13 protein-coding genes are annotated in these 16507 nt (G+C 58.5%); 10 read left to right on the top strand and 3 right to left on the bottom strand.

Annotation, left to right across the window (positions count from 1 at the left end; all coding sequences use genetic code 11):
* The first annotated feature begins 130 nt into the window (after positions 1-130).
* The 6 genes from ACY1JZ_RS17425 (at position 131) to ACY1JZ_RS17450 (ending at position 8083) form a co-directional block, all read left to right on the top strand.
* Positions 131-826, top strand: coding sequence for an aspartate/glutamate racemase family protein (locus ACY1JZ_RS17425; protein ID WP_462630298.1), 696 nt, complete (start codon positions 131-133; stop codon positions 824-826).
* A complete protein-coding gene (locus tag ACY1JZ_RS17430) occupies positions 823-2106 on the top strand; it encodes a ribulose-bisphosphate carboxylase large subunit family protein (RefSeq protein WP_462630299.1) in 1284 nt (427 codons plus the stop codon). The genes ACY1JZ_RS17425 and ACY1JZ_RS17430 overlap by 4 nt, the downstream gene beginning before the upstream one ends.
* 55 nt (positions 2107-2161) lie before the next feature.
* The gene (locus ACY1JZ_RS17435; protein ID WP_270167768.1) at positions 2162-2431 is read left to right on the top strand and encodes a hypothetical protein; all 270 of its coding nucleotides are present in this window, start codon (positions 2162-2164) and stop codon (positions 2429-2431) included.
* Positions 2432-2447: 16 nt separating this feature from the next.
* Positions 2448-6053: a glycoside hydrolase family 2 TIM barrel-domain containing protein gene (locus ACY1JZ_RS17440; protein WP_462630300.1), complete on the top strand. Its 3606-nt coding sequence runs from the start codon at positions 2448-2450 to the stop codon at positions 6051-6053.
* A gap of 90 nt (positions 6054-6143) precedes the next feature.
* Positions 6144-6992 carry an AraC family transcriptional regulator gene (locus tag ACY1JZ_RS17445; RefSeq protein ID WP_270167772.1) on the top strand — a complete coding sequence of 283 codons (849 nt, stop codon included), beginning with the start codon at positions 6144-6146 and terminating at the stop codon, positions 6990-6992.
* Between the two features lie 101 nt (positions 6993-7093).
* Positions 7094-8083: an aldo/keto reductase gene (locus ACY1JZ_RS17450; protein WP_270167774.1), complete on the top strand. Its 990-nt coding sequence runs from the start codon at positions 7094-7096 to the stop codon at positions 8081-8083.
* Between the two features lie 121 nt (positions 8084-8204).
* Here the strand turns inward: ACY1JZ_RS17450 and ACY1JZ_RS17455 are convergent, their stop codons facing one another.
* Positions 8205-8993 carry a Cof-type HAD-IIB family hydrolase gene (locus tag ACY1JZ_RS17455; protein WP_462630301.1) on the bottom strand — a complete coding sequence of 263 codons (789 nt, stop codon included), beginning with the start codon at positions 8991-8993 and terminating at the stop codon, positions 8205-8207.
* A 96-nt stretch (positions 8994-9089) separates the two neighbouring features.
* Between ACY1JZ_RS17455 and ACY1JZ_RS17460 the strand changes: the two genes are divergently transcribed.
* Positions 9090-9671 carry a GNAT family N-acetyltransferase gene (locus ACY1JZ_RS17460; protein WP_462630303.1) on the top strand — a complete coding sequence of 194 codons (582 nt, stop codon included), beginning with the start codon at positions 9090-9092 and terminating at the stop codon, positions 9669-9671.
* A gap of 99 nt (positions 9672-9770) precedes the next feature.
* The gene (locus ACY1JZ_RS17465; protein WP_462630304.1) at positions 9771-11900 is read left to right on the top strand and encodes a HelD family protein; all 2130 of its coding nucleotides are present in this window, start codon (positions 9771-9773) and stop codon (positions 11898-11900) included.
* Positions 11901-12149: 249 nt separating this feature from the next.
* On the opposite strand, the gene ACY1JZ_RS17470 is transcribed toward ACY1JZ_RS17465, so the two are convergent.
* Positions 12150-13040, bottom strand: a complete 891-nt coding sequence (locus ACY1JZ_RS17470) for a hypothetical protein (protein WP_462630305.1) — start codon at positions 13038-13040, stop codon at positions 12150-12152.
* 173 nt (positions 13041-13213) lie between these two features.
* On the bottom strand, positions 13214-14119 hold the full coding sequence (locus ACY1JZ_RS17475) for a LysR family transcriptional regulator (RefSeq protein WP_462630306.1): 906 nt from the start codon (positions 14117-14119) through the stop codon (positions 13214-13216).
* A gap of 225 nt (positions 14120-14344) precedes the next feature.
* Between ACY1JZ_RS17475 and ACY1JZ_RS17480 the strand changes: the two genes are divergently transcribed.
* Both ACY1JZ_RS17480 and ACY1JZ_RS17485 read left to right on the top strand, forming a co-directional pair.
* Positions 14345-15340, top strand: coding sequence for an ABC transporter ATP-binding protein (locus ACY1JZ_RS17480; RefSeq protein ID WP_270167785.1), 996 nt, complete (start codon positions 14345-14347; stop codon positions 15338-15340).
* A 15-nt stretch (positions 15341-15355) separates the two neighbouring features.
* Positions 15356-16456: an ABC transporter substrate-binding protein gene (locus tag ACY1JZ_RS17485; protein ID WP_270167786.1), complete on the top strand. Its 1101-nt coding sequence runs from the start codon at positions 15356-15358 to the stop codon at positions 16454-16456.
* Positions 16457-16507 lie beyond the last annotated feature (51 nt).

Consider the following 16507-nt stretch of genomic DNA (forward strand, 5'->3'; position numbering starts at 1 on the left):
GGACAGGTCGAGGCCAGAGCCGGGGGCAGTGTCGAGGGCCGAGCAGGGGACTTAGCGGTAGGGCGTGGCGGGAGGTACTATCAATTCCGGGAAGCTGAAGCGAGCCGGGTCGGGAGAATGGAGGATTCATATGGGAGAGAAGAGGACACGAAAGGTCGTCGCGGTCTATACGGGCCTGGCGCTGGCGGAGCCGCTGCGCGCAGTATTTCAGGAGCTGCTGCCCGAGGTGAAGCTGGTGAGCATCGTGGACGATAGCTTGATCGGCGAGGTCATTCAGGCCGGGCATGTGCCCGCAGGCGTTGCGCGCAGGCTGATGCAATATTTTCATCACGGCGAGGAGCTGGGGGCAGATGTCATCCTCAATACGTGCTCCTCAGTAGGCGAGGCAGCCGATGCGGCGCGCAGCATGATCGCCACGCCGCTCGTCAAGATCGACGATGCGATGGCGGCGAAGGCGGCCATCGAGTATGGGCGGATCGCTGTTCTGGCGACACTGCCGACGACACTTGATCCGACGATGCGTCTCATCCGTCGCAAAGCGGAGGAGGCGGGCAGGGAGGTCGAACTGGTCAGCGGACTCGCGGAGGGCGCGTTCGAGGCGCTGTCCGGGGGCAGGCCGGAGGAGCATGACCGCCTCCTGCTGGAGACTGCGCGCAAGGCGGCCGAATCGGCAGAGGTGCTCGTGCTGGCGCAAGGCTCCATGGCGCGTATGGAGAGTCGCATCCGCGATGTGACAGGAAGACCGGTGCTGTCCAGTCCGCGGCTTGGTGTGGAGGCTGTCAAGGCGGTGCTGGAGGCGCTGGAGCAGGAAGGAGCGGGCGTATGAGCGGCGTCGCTGGAGCAGGTACACAGGAGCGGGTGCGTGCGGTCTATCTGATTGAGACGCCCTGGTCGCTGGAGAGAGCGGCCGCTGTGATGGCCGGGGAGCAGTCGACTGGCACGTTCACCGCCGTTCCGGGCGAGACAGATGACCTCAAGCTGCGCCATGCGGCGCATGTGGAGCATATCGAGCCGCTGGAGCCGCTGGCAGCGCCGACCTTGCCGGGAGCGGCAACGCCGCCCGGACATGATGGCCTCTATCGCCGAGGACGGGTGACGCTGTCGTTCCCGCTCCATAACTTCGGGCCGTCGATCCCGAACCTGCTGTCCGCTGTTGCTGGCAATCTGTACGAGCTGCAGGAATTCTCGGGGCTGCGACTGCTCGATCTGGAGCTGCCGCCATCCTTCGCCGCTGCCTACCCCGGCCCGAAGTTCGGGGTAGACGGCACACGCCGCCTGACGGGGGTGCAGGGGCGTCCGCTGCTGGGCACGATCGTGAAGCCGAGCATCGGGCTTACGCCGCAGGAGCTGGGAAGCCTCGTCTATGACATGGCGCTGGCCGGACTTGACTTCGTGAAGGATGATGAGTTGAATGCCAACCCGCCGTTTGCTCCGATGGAGCAGAAGGTGCAGGCGGTCATGGAGGCGGTCGAGCGCGCAGCGGACGTGACGGGGCGCAAGCTGATGTATGCCTTCAATATTACCGGAGAGATCGACGAGATGAAGCGGCACCATGATATGATCGTGCGCCATGGCGGCAACTGCGTCATGGTCAGTCTGCTCAGCATCGGGCTGCCTGGACTGGCGCATCTGAACCGATACAGCGAGGTGCCGATCCACGGGCATCGCAATCAATGGGGGATGCTGACGCGCTCTCCCGGCTTGGGCATGAGCTTTACGGCCTACCAGAAGCTATGCCGCCTGGCAGGAGCAGATCACATCCATGTGAATGGCCTGAACAGCAAATTTTACGAGAGCAACGAGTCCGTCACCACGTCGCTCCAAGCCTGTGTCGAGCCGCTGTTGGGAGGCTATAAGGCGATGCCTGTCGTCTCTTCAGGGCAATGGGCGGGGATGGCTCATGCTACGTATGCTGCGGCAGCCAGTGTGGATGTGATGCATCTGGCGGGCGGCGGTATCCTTGCACATCCCGGCGGCCCTGCCGCAGGCTGCCTGAGTATGAAGCTGGGCTGGGAGGCAGCCGTGCGCGGTATCCCGCTGGAGCAGTATGCGGCCGAGCATCCGGCGCTCATGCAGGCGATCGCCAAGTTTCGAGGCAGGCAGTAACAGGCATGAAGCGGTAGTCAGTGGGCAGCAGTCAGTGAGTGGCAGTCGCCCTGCTATGGTAAGCAGGCTGCTACGATCAAACCGTGCAGCGTGGGTGCTCGCCTTCCATGGCTCGCTGCTTGACGGCATCGCCATCAGGTTCATGCGATATGCGATGCCGATGTCGCTAGCGAGCCTGGTGGCTTCCGTGGTCATCGGTACAGATGGACAGATTGCTCCTGCGCTCCCGAGCTTGAGGATCGTGACGCGGGGGCTGCCAATAGAAGCAAATAGGGTGTGCTTGCAGCAGATGCGGGTGCGCCCTATTTTCACAGATGAATCATAGAGGGAGGCCGGGTAGAATGAGAGAGCGAGGGGAGCAACTGCCACTCGGGATGACTGGGGCTAGGGAATGGAAATTGCGGGACAGGGCGGACAACCGAGAGAGGCAGCGCTATGCTGCCTATAGCGATGACGGGATTCAAGAGGCTGAGCTGCTGCGGGATGTGACAGACCTGAGAATACTGCACAGAAGGCGGGAGCGGGCGCACGCGGAGCTGATCCCTTATGCGGATGAGGCGGGAGCGATCCGCGGTCGCCGCACGGAATCACCCTATTTCAAGCTGCTGAATGGTACCTGGAAGTTCCACTACGCCAGTTCTCCGCTGGATGCGCCGTCGCTGTTCCAGCTTCCGACATACGACGATCAGGATTGGGATAATCTTCCCGTCCCGTCCAACTGGCAGTTGCATGGCTACGGTACGCCTCATTATAGCAGTTGTCCGTATCCGTTCCCGATCGATCCTCCGCATGTCCCCGCAGCTAATCCGACCGGATGCTACAGGATGCAGTTCTCTATGGGGGAGGAGCTTGCCGGACGCCAACTGAGGCTCGTCTTTGAAGGGGTGGATTCGGCCTTCCATGTCTGGGTGAACGGGCAGTTGGCCGGCTACTCGCAGGGCAGCCATTATGAAGCGGAGTTTGATCTGACCGGACTCGCGCAGCAAGGGGATAATGTGCTGGCGGTTAGGGTGTATCAATGGTGTGATGGCAGCTACCTGGAAAGTCAGGATAAATGGCGGCTGAGCGGTATTTTTCGTGATGTGTACCTAATGCTGCTGCCTGCTGTGACCGTGGCCGATGCATCGGTGCGCACCGAGCTGTGTGATGGGTATCGCAAGGCAAGGGTGCATGTGGAGCTGCAGTTGGCGCGCTCGTCTTGGTTCCCCAATGCAGACGCCAATTGCACAGTAAGAAGCAGATTGTATTCACCACAGGGGGCAGGCGATTGGCGAGCTGAACCGGAAGCAGACCCGGGAACAGACCAAGGAACAGACCCGGAGTCGGTGCACTTTGCAGCAGCGGACGGATGCGGGGTAGATAGGAGGCCGGGCGCTTATCCTGGTACGTCTCTATCGGCATCTGCAGGAGCGGTCAGCCGGGTTATTGCCAAGCGGGAGCAGGGAGTCCATCTGCTTCCAGGAGAGCAATGCCGTCTGTCATGGTCGATGGAGGTAGACGAGCCGCGGCTATGGAGCGCGGAGACACCAGAGCTGTACCCTCTGGTGCTCTCCCTGCATGATGAGGCGGGTGAGCTGCTGGAGGTCAAGGTTATTGAGGTGGGGCTGCGGGAGGTGAGGGTTGCAGATGGCCTGCTGCTGGTGAACGGCCATCCCGTCATCTTGCGGGGGGTCAATCGCAATGAATTCGATTCGCGGCACGGCTTTGTCGTCTCGGAGGAGGCGATGGTGCGCGACATCAAGCTGATGAAGCAGCATAATATGAACGCCGTGCGGCTGGCACATTACCCCAACGTGCCGCGCTGGCTGCAACTGTGCGACCGATACGGACTATATGCCATGGATGAGGCAGATCTGGAGACACATGGCTTTCATTTTGCCGGCAATGAGGGATGGCTGTCTTCCCGTCCAGAGTGGGAGGAGGCGTTCGTTGAGCGGGCGGCGCGGATGGTCGAGCGCGATAAGAATCATCCCTCGGTCATCATCTGGTCGCTGGGCAACGAGAGCGGGTATGGGCCGAATCATGATGCGATGGCGGCTTGGATACGTCGGGTTGATCCGACTCGTCCGATTCATTATGAACGGGCGTATGAGGCGGCTGTGAACGATATAGTCAGCTCGATGTACCCTTCAGTCGATATGCTGATCGCTGAAGGCCGCAAGCCGGATGCGAGGCCGTACTTGATGGTGGAGTATGGTCATGCGATGGGGAATGCTGCAGGCAACCTGCAGGAGTATTGGGGGGCGGTATACCGCTATCCGCGGCTGCTGGGCGGTCTGATCTGGGAGTGGGCTGATCTGGCGCTGCTCAAGGAGGATAATGGCGAGAGTTATTATGCATATGGCGGAGATTTCGGGGATCAGCCGCATAGCGGCTCCTTCTGCCTCGATGGACTGGTCTTCCCTGATCGGACGCCGAAGGCCTCTCTGCTGGAATACAAGAAGGTCATCGAGCCTGTGTTAATCGAGCAGGCGGAGGCGCCGTGGCAGGTGAAGGTGACGAATCGCTATGATATGCTGACCCTCGCTCACCTGCGCGCGGAATGGAAGCTGCTGCGGGGCGGGGAGCTGCTCGGGAGCGGCGACCTGGTACTCCCTGAGCTGCAGCCTGGAGAGAGCGAAACGGTTAGGGTTGATGTGCCGCCCATGTTGCGTGAGGCTGCCTGTGCAGCAGCTCGATTGTCTTCCTATAGTGAGCGCCAATCGGAGGCTAACCGCGAGGCTGTGCCGCAGCGAATGGCTCACGGTGCAGTGGGGACATGGAAGGGCGGGGATGAGACTTACGGGCAGCAGCCGGGGAGCTTCGCCGGGCGAGGAGACGGCTTGTTAAGCGGAGCGGCTGACTTCGAGCAGCAGACTTGCCCGCCTGAAGCCTGGCTTCATATTCGGGTTGTGCTGGCAGAGGATGCCGCATGGGCGGAGCAGGGGCATGAAGTCGCATGGGCGGATATACCATTGCCGCTTCAGCCTGCTACGGAGCTCCAGCAGCAAGAGCAGGACGGGGAAGGGCAACCGGCTCGACCGGATATGGCGCACAGAATACAGCGCGGACACCAACTGGAGGTTCGGGAGGATGCCTCCCGTCTGGCAGTATGCGGTGAGAGCTTCGAGCTCACCTTTGATAAGACGAGCGGGCTGCTGCAGGGCTGGAGCTGGCAAGGGCGGGAACTGCTCGAGCGTGGGCCGCGGGTCTGTCTATGGCGGGCGCCGGTAGACAATGATGTTCATCTGGCTCAGGCGTGGCGCAAGGCAGGCTATGACCGGCTTGAGGTCAATATGCGGGAGTTCGTCACGAGTCTGGAACAGGATGGGTTGAGGGTGCATACCCGCTTCGCGCTGGCTGCTCGCGGAGAGAGCGTCATGCTGGAGGCGGCAGTCAGCTACCGGATTGATCCATCAGGAGAGCTCGGCATGGAGGTGCTGCTGGAGCCGCGCACGGCAGCCTGTGCGCCGCAGCCGCTTCCGCCGCAGCCGCTTCCGCCGTTGCCGCGCTTCGGCGTGGAGCTGCAACTGCCGCAACGATTCGACCATCTGCAATGGTTCGGGCTAGGCCCGCACGAATGCTATGCCGACCGCAAGCTCAGCGGCAAGCTGGGCATCTATGAGGGCACGGTGGCGGAGCAGTTCGTGCCTTATATCAAGCCGCAGGAGAACGGCGCCAAGGCAGATGTTCGGCGGGCGAGACTGACCGATGGCAGCGGGGCGGGGATCGAGCTCGTGGGACAGCCGCTGCTGCAACTGGCAGCGAGTCTGTATACTACCGCTGAGCTGAGCGCGGCCAGCCATGTCCACAAGCTGCAGCCGTCTGGCTCCATATGGGTGCATGCCGATCTGGCGCAGAGTGGACTTGGCAATCACAGTTGTGGCTATGCTCCGACGCTGGATGCCTACTTGATCAAGCCGGTGAGACAGCAACTGACGCTAACCCTGCGGCCACTAGGCGGCTAGACTCCGTCTTGGACCCGCTGGTTTTGCCACGCGACTCCCCTGTGCTAGAATAGAACGACAATGCTTGATGATGGAGGGTGGAGCTGCGGCATGGCAGATTTTCAATATAACCCGCTGGCTCCGCATACGGCGGAGCCGGAGCTGCATCTGTTGTTCTGGGGCAAGGAGGCCTGTGCGCCCGGGCATGCGGTCGGGCCGGGGGTGCGCGATGTATACAAGGTGCATCTGGTGCATCAGGGCACAGGCATCGTCCGGGTGATGGATAAGGAGTATGCGCTGGGAGCAGGCGAAGGTTTTCTGATCTATCCACAGGTGCTGACGTACTATGAGGCGGACGCGGTGCAGCCGTGGGTCTATTCATGGCTCGGCTTTACAGGCACCCGTGTGCCGGACCTGCTGAAGCGTACCAGACTGACACCGGAGCGCCCGGTGTTCCCGATGGATATGCAGGTGATGCCGTTCCTCTATGAGCGGATGACAGAAGCGCTGGAGCTCGGAGCGGCGAGCGATCTGCGACTATCTATATTGCTGCATGAATATTGGGCGGCGCTGATCGGTGAATATCCTGCTTCCCGTGCTGCCAGGTCCGCTGTCGGCAAGCAGGAGGGGTATGTGCATCAAGGACTCGAATATTTGCATGCGCACTATAGCGAGCAGGTGACGATTGGCGAGCTGGCGGCCTATATGGGGCTGGATCGCAAATATTTGTCAGTGCTGTTCAAGGAGGCTGTCGGGATGCCGCCACAGCAGTATCTGCTCCATTATCGGCTGGAGAAGGCAAGCAGGCTGCTGCGCGATACCGGCTACTCCGTGGGCGAGATTGCCCATTCGGTTGGCTATCGGGATGCGCTGTTGTTCTCGCGCATGTTCCGCAGGAAATACGGCATGTCGCCTCGCCAATACCGTAGCCAATATACGGAACAAGACATTATTCCATAAAGTACTTCCTTACTGCCATAGTCACTTCTGTAGCTTTGCGTTATTGTAATAGTTAATAAGGTTGGCCAGATCGCCTTTCTATCATAAAGGGGGAGCATTGAATGGCATATAGCGCACAGGAAAATCGATATGACACGATGATATATTATCGCAGCGGACGCAGCGGGTTGAAGCTGCCGGCGATCTCACTTGGCTTATGGCATAACTTCGGGGGCATCGATGTCTATGAGAACGGCAAGGCGATGGTGCAGCGGGCGTTCGATCTGGGGATTACCCACTTTGATCTGGCGAACAACTACGGCCCTCCGCCCGGCTCGGCCGAGGAGACATTCGGTCGGATACTGAAGCAGGAGCTGTCTGCTTATCGCGACGAGATGATTATATCGACCAAGGCAGGCTATTACATGTGGCCAGGCCCATACGGGGAGTGGGGCTCCAAGAAATCTCTCATCTCTAGCCTCGACCAGAGCCTTAGGAGGCTGCAGCTTGATTATGTGGACATCTTCTATCATCATCGCCCTGACCCGGACACCCCGCTGGAGGAGACGATGGGCGCACTCGATCTGATCGTTCGTCAGGGCAAGGCGCTGTACGTTGGCCTCTCCAACTACAGCCCGGAGGATACGCGGCGTGCATCAGAGATACTTCGCAGACTAGGTACGCCTTGCCTGATTCATCAGCCGCAATACTCCATGCTGTCGCGCCATGCGGAGCAGGGGCTGCTGGATGTGCTGGCAGAGGAAGGGATCGGCTCCATCGCTTTCTCGCCCCTTCACAAGGGAATATTAACGGACCGCTATCTGGATGGCATTGCTCCTGGCTCGCGGGCGGCGGGGCCGAGCGTGTTCCTGCGCCCGGAAGAGCTGACCGAGCAGACGATGAAGAAGGTGCGCGCTCTGAATGAGCTGGCGCGGGAGCGCGGACAGAAGCTGTCCCAGATGGCACTCTGCTGGGTGCTGCGTGGCGGTCGCGTGACGTCGGCACTGATCGGAGCGAGCAAGGTGAGCCAGATTGAGGACGCCGTAGGCGCGCTCCGTCATATCGGATTTACGGCGGAGGAACTGCAACGCATTGATGATATATTGGCCTAACCATCGTACAGATGCTTATAGGCCCATACCCGGCTGCGAGCCGGGCATGGGCCTATTGCTAATTGCATCATAAAGTGATAAGCTGTCATAACCGCTATTTTCTTGCATTAAGCTTGAACTGCTATACGGGCTGGGCTTCGAGCACTCCAGCATAGATGAGTCCGTTGCGGATGCCATGCTCATCCACCGAGGTGGTGACATAATCCGCATGGGCGATCAGCTCGGGGTGTGAATTGCCCATCGCGATGCCCAAGCCTACATATTCAAGCATTTCCTTGTCGTTAAGCCCGTCTCCGAATGCGATCGCCTCTTCCTTGGCGATGCCGAGTGTGTCCAGCAGATAGCGGATGCCCTGCGCCTTGGAGCCGTCTGCCGGAAGCACGTCGACAGCCTGCGGATGCCAGCGTACAAACCGCAGATCAGGGAAATGGCCATCATACAGGTGCTCATCCTCCTGTGTGCAGTGCAGGAATGCCTGGAATACATCCTCATGCTGCCAGTAATCTGGACGGAAGTGCGGCTGCTCGACGCGCAGCGAGTTGACTGACTCGATGATGAAGGGATGATTCTCGGCATTGGCGTAGTAATAGTCTTCCCCCTCAAATACAAGGGAATGGCGCTGCAGGTTGGCATGCTCGACAAGCAGTTGCATGCTGTCCTTGGGAATAATCCGCTTATACACCGTTTTACCCTGGTAGACCACGTAGGCCCCATTCAAGCTGATGAAGGATTCGATACCGAGCTGCTCGGCGATCGGCTTGAAGAAATAGGGAGCTCTCCCTGTCGAGATTACAGCCTCAACTCCGCGTGCTTTTAGCTCCTTAATGGCTTCGATTGTATCTAGAGGAATCTGCTTCTCCTCATTTACCAGTGTCCCGTCAATATCGAAAAAGGCGATTTTGTAGCCCATCTGGTTGTCTCCGCTCCTTTGTTGTACATTGTCTATGGTTGCTAGTAGTATAATAGCGGTTAGCAAAATGCGCAAGCTTCAAGGAGAGTGAGTGTTATGATTCGTCCGGCTACAACAGAAGATAGCCATCATATTGCCAAGCTTATCTATGAGATATGGGAGGGGATGGAGCTGCCGCTGCTGCGTGCCTATCCCAAGGCCACGGTGCAGACAGGGCTTAGCCTGGCTGTCAGTGACTCGTTCAACAAGTTCAGTCATCGGAATATTCTGGTCAAGGCGGACGAGGAGGGGCGCGCGGTCGGTATCGTTATCTGCTACGATGGGGCGGCGGAATCCGAGCTGCATGAACGTTTGCTGGCCATCCTGCACGCGAGCTTTCTGGATATGCCGCTGGAGATGGAGCAGGAGACCCAGCCCGGAGAGTGGTATATAGATGCGCTATGTGTCGATCAGGAGTTTCGTGGAATGGGGTGGGGCACGCAACTGCTGGCAGCGGCGGAGCAATGGGGAGCTGGGCAGGGTCACTCCCGAATCTCGCTTAATGTCGAGCGTGACAATGGAGGTGCACGGCGGCTGTACGAATCGCTAGGCTATGAGGAGATTGGAGGGCTGACGCTGGTCGGCCATGAGTATGCTCATATGATCAAGAAAGTGGGCAAGGGTTCATCTGAAGGATGAGCCTGCCCGGAATAAAATTGTAATCTGAAGCATCGTTGTGCATGCCCAGATTGACGTTCACAGGTACATTTGGTCTGCAAAGGAGGCATCTGTCAAGCAATGGAAACGAATACAAGCATTCAACAGGAGCAGCTTCGGCTCCGCGACACGTTGGAGGAGATCGGACAGCAACTGGCATCCATCGGGGGGCGTTACTATGGAGATGATTTTACGGAGCAACTGCTCGATGAGAAACGAGAAGGGGAGCGCCAGCGGCTAACACTGCTGCAGAACGAGCCGTATTTTGGCAGGCTGGATTTCCTGGAGCAGGATACTCCCAAGCCGCTTCCGCTCTATATCGGGAAGCGGGGAATGGAGCATAGCGCTAACGGCGCTCCTTATATCATCGATTGGCGCGCGCCGGTAGCCAGCTTGTTCTACACCTTCACTGGCGGAGATGCGCCAGTAGCCTATGAGGCGCCGGGAGGGACGGTGAACGGCGAGGTGCTGCTCAAGCGCAATCTATCGATCCGCAAGCAGGTGCTGGAGAGGGTAGTGGACAGCTATGTACGGGGCGGAGACAATCTCGGGCTGAGCGATGAATTTCTATTGTACAGGCTGGGGGAGAAGAAGGATAATCGGCTGCGGGATATTGTCTCTACGATTCAGGCGGAGCAGGATCGCATCATTCGCGCCCCGAGACAGGCAGCGCTCATCATTCAAGGGGCCGCCGGTTCGGGGAAGACGACGGTCGCGCTGCACCGTCTGGCCTATCTGCTCTATCAATATCAGGAGCAGATGCGACCGGAGCGGATGGTGATCTTCGCGCCCAATGCGATGTTCCTCGACTACATCTCCGGTGTGCTGCCGGAGCTGGGTGTTGGCGATGTCCGGCAGACGACCTTCGCAGACTGGACGAGCGAGCTGCTCGGGGTGCCGAAGCTGCTGTCCAAGGATGATGGAGAAGGGAAGCAGTGGTTTGCCGCGACAGGAAGCGGCGCAGCCGGCTCGGCTGCACGGGCAGAGCGGCTCAAGCTGGCTCCTGGCCGCTATAAGGGGTCGGCTGCCTTCAAGCAAGTGCTCGACCGCTTCATAGCGAGCTATGAAGCGGAGTACCTCCCGCAGCAGGATATGGAGGCTTGGCCAGGAAAGACGCTCTCCACAGATGAGATCAGAGAGTGGTTCCAGGTGGAGTACCGCTACTACCCGCTCGCCCCTAGGCGTGAGCGACTGGTGGCGAGGATGAACCGTTGGCTTACGATGGCGCTTGGCGAGATCAGTGATCCGAAGCAGCGCAAGGATCGCAGCAAGACAGCCAAGCAACGGCTTCGCACCTATGTGAAGAAGCTGGGCGAGGTGGATGTGCTCAAGCTGTACAGCCAACTGTTCGAACAGCTTGGACAAGAGACGGAGACGGCGAGCCTGCCTCAGCCGATCATAGAGCAGACACGCAACGATCTGAAGAAGCGGATCGTCCGGCAGGAGGATCTGGCGCCGCTGGCCTGGCTGCATCTGGCCTTCCACGGTGTACCGTCGCCCGCCTTCGACCATGTCGTACTGGATGAGGCGCAGGATGTGCCCCCGCTGCAGATTGAGGTGCTCAAGGCCTGTATGAACGAGCCATCCTTCACGATCCTCGGCGACCTCGCCCAAGGCATCCACGCTTACCGCGGTATTCATCGCTGGGAGGAGTTCAGCTCCTTATTCGAGCCGGAGCGCCGCTCCTATCACGAGCTGCGCCAGAGCTACCGCTCCACGATGGAGATTATCGAATTCGCCAACCGAATTCTTCCCTTCACCGACACGCTGCTGCCTCCTGCCCAGCCCGTATTCCGCAGCGGTGAGCCTGTCCGTATCACATTGGCGGCAGACGCTGCGGATCGGCTGGCGCGCATCCGCCAATTCATCATGGACAATGGGCAGGGCGGTATGGCAACGGTCGCGCTCATCGTCCGCACCGAGCAGAGCGCACATGAGCTGTTCGACACGCTGCAGGCGGCGGGCATCGAGGCAAGCTTAATCACGGAGGGGCAGCGTGGATATAGCGGAGGCATATCTGTCGTGCCGGTTCATCTGACCAAGGGGCTAGAGTTCGACGCAGCGCTCGTGATTGACGCTGATGCCCACAGCTATACGGAAATGCCGCAGGATGCCAAGCTCCTCTACGTCGGCTGTACACGGGCGCTGCACCGTCTGGAGCTGCTGTACGTAGGGGAGCCGACTCCGCTAATCCGTTCGAGCCACAATTAAGCCAGGGTGCCATAACACCTGTCGAGAAATATCCGCTTGCGGACGTTCTCCCCCGTGCTGCTTATCATTTCCTTGCTATGACGATGAGCGAGCAGCTTGCGCGATAACGAGCCTTCGATGCAAGCTGCTCCCGTGGGAGATAGAGGACATGTCCAAGCGAAGAGTGAGCGCCGTTGGTCATGTGGCTTCAGTCTGGAAGGCGCGCTCACTCGCAACTCTTCTGGAATCGTTATCGTTGCTGCCCTGCTGTTATTTTGGCAGTATGGAGGTAGCTCTAGTAAGGATACGACCCCGCTGCCGCTCCAGATCATAGAGCTGCTGCCGAGCCTGGACGATCGTATGGGCCAGGCGAGTCAAGGCCGTGAGGGATGTGCTCATGCGAGGCGCATCCTTGTTTTTCATATGCTGGTTGAAGCTTTTCCACGTCGTGGTCAAGCTTTTTCTAGTTGTGCTCATCTCAAGGCGCTGCTGCTTGGCCTTCAGCTTCACCCTGTCCAGCTCGGCCAGCACATGGCGCACAGCCTGCAATGTCCGGGCACGCTGCTGCTTGGCCGCCTGGAGCGTGTCCTTCCTGAGCTTTAGATCCTGTCTTGCAAGCTGCACCGCCAGCTTCAGCTCTGAAGCTTGTGCAAAGAGCGATTCTGCCCTTGCTTTGTTGCCTGACTTGCGAGCCGCCTGCACCTGACTATTCAAGCTGGAGTAGGCGGTGAATAGCGGCTGATACAGCTTGCGAGCCGACTCGGCTTGCCGTGTGAGCTGCTCCAGTCTGCTCTTGTCCAGACTCTTCATCCTCTCACGCAGGGTCAGCAACGCCCCGTCATTGCGCAGCTTCTCCGTCTTGGTCATGGACTCCAGCTCTGTATCCTGTTGCTGCAGGCTCTCCAACTGGACGTACAGCTTGCGGATGGATGTGCTATGGAGACGATCGGCGTCTGCAAGCGCCTTATCCAGCCGCTGCAAGGTGGCCGGGCCAAGCTCAAGAGAGGCGGCGAGTGCGGTTGCGGGTAGTACAGTGGCGCTGCAGATTAGAGCCAGCAGCAGGGCGGTCAGCCATAGCAGCATCTGAGCTGGAAGCTGGGGGGAACCTGGAATTACAATTTCATAAGATCGACGATCGCGGCCTATTACGCTACGCTTCATTTCTATCTCCTCCTTGTGGAACCTCAACGTCAAAAAAGCACCCGAAGAGCCAGGCTGATGCCCAGCTCTTACGGGTGCTTCCCACGTAAGATCCATTCCTATGAATTTCGGATTTATCCTACTATAACAAATTACAGGAAAAGATGTCAACCGAAATGGGAACGTATATTCCTCTAAAATACTGACTCTGCTTGTGGAGCTGCCAGCGCGTCAATGAAACGCTCCGTTAGGCGGGAATCATAGCGATTCGTGTTGTAGCAGCAGTAGATTGAACGCCGAAAGTCATTGCGCGGCACAGGATAGGCAACGAGTGTGCCCTGTTGCAGCTCTTCCAGGACGGCGAGCCGTGAGATGAAGGCGATGTGTCTGGCTTGACGAACGGTCTGCTTGATCGCTTCGATCGAGTCCAATTCCAGTGGTTGAACGAGCTGCACCTGGTGTTGAGCCAGCCAGCGGTCGGTCAGGCTGCGCGTGCTGGAGGCCGCACCATGCAGGATGAAATTGGAGGCTGCGATCCAGCCAGGGTCCAGCTCTGGCAGCTTGGCGAGCGGATGGCCGGGCGAGCAGATCACGACCATCTCGTCGTCGCACAGGCTGCGGGCGCGAATACCGGAGAGCTCCACAGCTTCGGAGGAGAAGATGCCCAGATCGATCTCATGGTTATGCAGCTTTTCCTTAATCATGGGGGTAGGCTTGACGGAAACGGCCAGCTCGATGCCTGGATTGGCGGCGTTGAAGTGGCTGAGCACCTGCGGCAGCAGATAGGTGGCCGGAACATAGCTTGCCCCGATGCTCAGCCGTCCTCTTGTCAGACTGCCGTATTCGGCGGTAATGCGCTGCGCTTCGGCTGCAAGCCTGTTAATGAGCGAGGCGTAGTGCTGCAATGCCTTGCCGGCATCTGTGAGGAAGATTTTGTCTGATCGATTCTCGAACAATTTCACACCCAAGTCCTGCTCCAGGCTTTTCATATGATAGGTGACGGTCGGTTGCTTTAGTCCGAGCTCTCCCGCGGCTGCGGTTATTTTTTTGTTCTTGGCGATCAGCTCGAGTATTTGCAGCTTTAACAGATTCAACGACACAACCTCCAGATCGGTCAGGATGCCCACAATGTACCATAGAATAATTCGATGTGTGTTAACAGAAATCCGCCAAAAGATTAATATGTCATTTACATGACAGAAATAAAGGCCAAATAATCGCTTCCTATACTGAATTCAGACGAGCCACGCTTATGCGCTCCACGGACGACGCAGGTACAAGGCATAGTCTTTCAATCGAGTGAAATAAAGGACAGGCGGAAACTAATGATGGGAGAACTAATCATTCGCTCGCTGCACAAATCGTTTGGCACTGCGCAGGCGCTTCAGCCGACTGACCTGACAGTGCGCGCGGGCAGCTTCACCACGTTGCTGGGGCCTTCGGGCTGTGGCAAGACAACCCTGCTGCGTATGATCGCAGGATTGGAGGAGCCGGATGGCGGCGAAATTTATGTACAGGATCAGTGTTTCTACTCCAGTGCCCGGCGGGTGAGCATGCCGGTTCATCAACGGCAACTGGGCATGGTATTTCAGGATTTTGCTTTATGGCCGCATATGACGGTATTTGAAAATGTAGCCTTCGGTCTCCGCGCCCGCAAGCGCAAGGAAGGGCTGCGGGAAGCGGTGCAGGAGGCGCTGCGGACAGTGCGGCTGGAAGGGCTGGAGCAGCGCCTGCCGCATCAATTGTCTGGCGGGCAGCAACAGCGGGTCGCCTTCGCGCGGGCAATTGCGGTATCGCCGCGGCTGATTCTATTCGATGAGCCGCTAAGCGCACTGGATGCGGTACTGCGCGATGAGATGCGCGGCGAGCTGATGCGTCTGGTCAGGCAGCTAGGCATGACCGCGCTGTATGTCACGCATGACCAGACTGAGGCGATGAGTATGTCGGATGATGTAATCGTGATGAAGCAAGGCCAGGTATTGCAGAGAGGGACGCCAGAACATATCTATCGTGCGCCAAGTCATCCATTCGTGGCTCGCTTCATCGGCAGATCGAACTGGCTGGAGCCGGATCGGTTGATGGTTCGGCCCGAGCATCTGCGATGGAGCAAGGGGGCGGAGAGCGACCAGCGACTGATAGGCAGAGTCGCACATGCAAGCTATATCGGCGATCGTTATGAGCTGGGATTGGAGATGGAGAGAGGGGGGGATATGTGGATTGCATATGCCGACCGCCGCCTTCAGCCTGGCGAGATGGTGGAGCTGTACGTGAGTGAGGATCATATACATTGCGTAGTTGAATCGTCCAGTGAGGAACAATAGAAGGAGGAAGATGAAATGAAATTGGCATCAAAGGGAATGCTGTTGGCCTTGACCTTGTGGATGGGGATGACTCTGACGGCTTGTGGCACAACAGGAAGCAGCACGAACGGCGTATCTGGCGGAGGCAATGCTGGGGGTACGTTGGATACGGCGGCGACGACTGTGCAGAGCACAGGTGAGACGAAGGAGAAAGCGGAGAAGACGCTGAGCGGCAGCGTGGTCGTCTATAGTGCCGGGCCAGAGGGGCTGGCGAATAAGATTAAAGAGGGTTTCGAGGCCAAGACAGGCGTGAAGGTAGAGATGTTCCAGGGGACAACAGGCAAAATCCTGGCGCGTATGGAGGCGGAGAAGTCCAATCCGGCGGTGGACGTGGTCGTGCTGGCCTCCCTGCCTTCGATGCAGGGCTTGAACAGCGAGGGGCTGCTGCTGTCCTATCCAGAGGCGGCGAGTGCGGATAAGCTAATCCCCGGATGGTCCGATGAGCAGGGGCATTACTTCAGCTATAGCGCATCGGCGCTAGGTATCGTCTACAACACGAAGCTGGTACAGACCCCGCCTGCTTCATGGGCGGAGCTGGGACAAGCACAATGGAGCGGACAGGTGAATATCCCCGATCCCTCATTGTCCGGCTCGGCGCTGGATTTCATCTCTGGTTACTTGAGCGAATCGGGAGAGGAAGGCTGGAAGCTGTTCGAGCAATTCAAGCAAAATGGCGTTGCGATGGCGGGCGCTAATCAGGAGGCGCTGGACCCTGTTATTACCGGAGCCAAGTCCATTGTCGCAGCAGGCGTCGATTATATGGCTTACAAGGCCAAGGCCAAGGGAGAGCCGGTCGACATCGTCTATCCGAAGGAAGGCACCGTCATCAGCCCCCGTCCCGCAGCGATCGTCAAGTCGAGCCCCCATGTGGACAATGCCAAGGCCTTCATGGATTATCTGCTGTCGGATGAAGCGCAGCAGCTCGTTGCCGAAGCATACCTGCTGCCCGGACGCCAGGATATTCAGGCGAAGGATCGCACCAATGCAGCAGATATTAAGACGTATAATGTGAACTGGCAGTGGATGAAGGAGCATAGCGAGGAGGTTGCTACGCGCTTCACCCAATTATTCAAGTAAGCATCAAGAATCCGATGTCCCGGCGAGTGCCGGGACCGTCTTATATAGGGG

The organism is Paenibacillus sp. J5, assembly GCF_054955055.1.

Excerpts from the sequence above, each read along its gene's own strand:
- ACY1JZ_RS17460 (WP_462630303.1), top strand. The coding sequence starts at position 9,090 with ATGATTCGTCCGGCTACAACAGAAGATAGCCATCATATTGCCAAGCTT.
- ACY1JZ_RS17430 (WP_462630299.1), top strand. The coding sequence starts at position 823 with ATGAGCGGCGTCGCTGGAGCAGGTACACAGGAGCGGGTGCGTGCGGTC.
- ACY1JZ_RS17435 (WP_270167768.1), top strand. The coding sequence starts at position 2,162 with ATGGTAAGCAGGCTGCTACGATCAAACCGTGCAGCGTGGGTGCTCGCC.
- ACY1JZ_RS17440 (WP_462630300.1), top strand. The coding sequence starts at position 2,448 with ATGAGAGAGCGAGGGGAGCAACTGCCACTCGGGATGACTGGGGCTAGG.
- ACY1JZ_RS17450 (WP_270167774.1), top strand. The coding sequence starts at position 7,094 with ATGGCATATAGCGCACAGGAAAATCGATATGACACGATGATATATTAT.
- ACY1JZ_RS17445 (WP_270167772.1), top strand. The coding sequence starts at position 6,144 with ATGGCAGATTTTCAATATAACCCGCTGGCTCCGCATACGGCGGAGCCG.
- ACY1JZ_RS17470 (WP_462630305.1), bottom strand. The coding sequence starts at position 13,040 with ATGAAGCGTAGCGTAATAGGCCGCGATCGTCGATCTTATGAAATTGTA.
- ACY1JZ_RS17455 (WP_462630301.1), bottom strand. The coding sequence starts at position 8,993 with ATGGGCTACAAAATCGCCTTTTTCGATATTGACGGGACACTGGTAAAT.
- ACY1JZ_RS17485 (WP_270167786.1), top strand. The coding sequence starts at position 15,356 with ATGAAATTGGCATCAAAGGGAATGCTGTTGGCCTTGACCTTGTGGATG.
- ACY1JZ_RS17425 (WP_462630298.1), top strand. The coding sequence starts at position 131 with ATGGGAGAGAAGAGGACACGAAAGGTCGTCGCGGTCTATACGGGCCTG.
- ACY1JZ_RS17465 (WP_462630304.1), top strand. The coding sequence starts at position 9,771 with ATGGAAACGAATACAAGCATTCAACAGGAGCAGCTTCGGCTCCGCGAC.
- ACY1JZ_RS17480 (WP_270167785.1), top strand. The coding sequence starts at position 14,345 with ATGATGGGAGAACTAATCATTCGCTCGCTGCACAAATCGTTTGGCACT.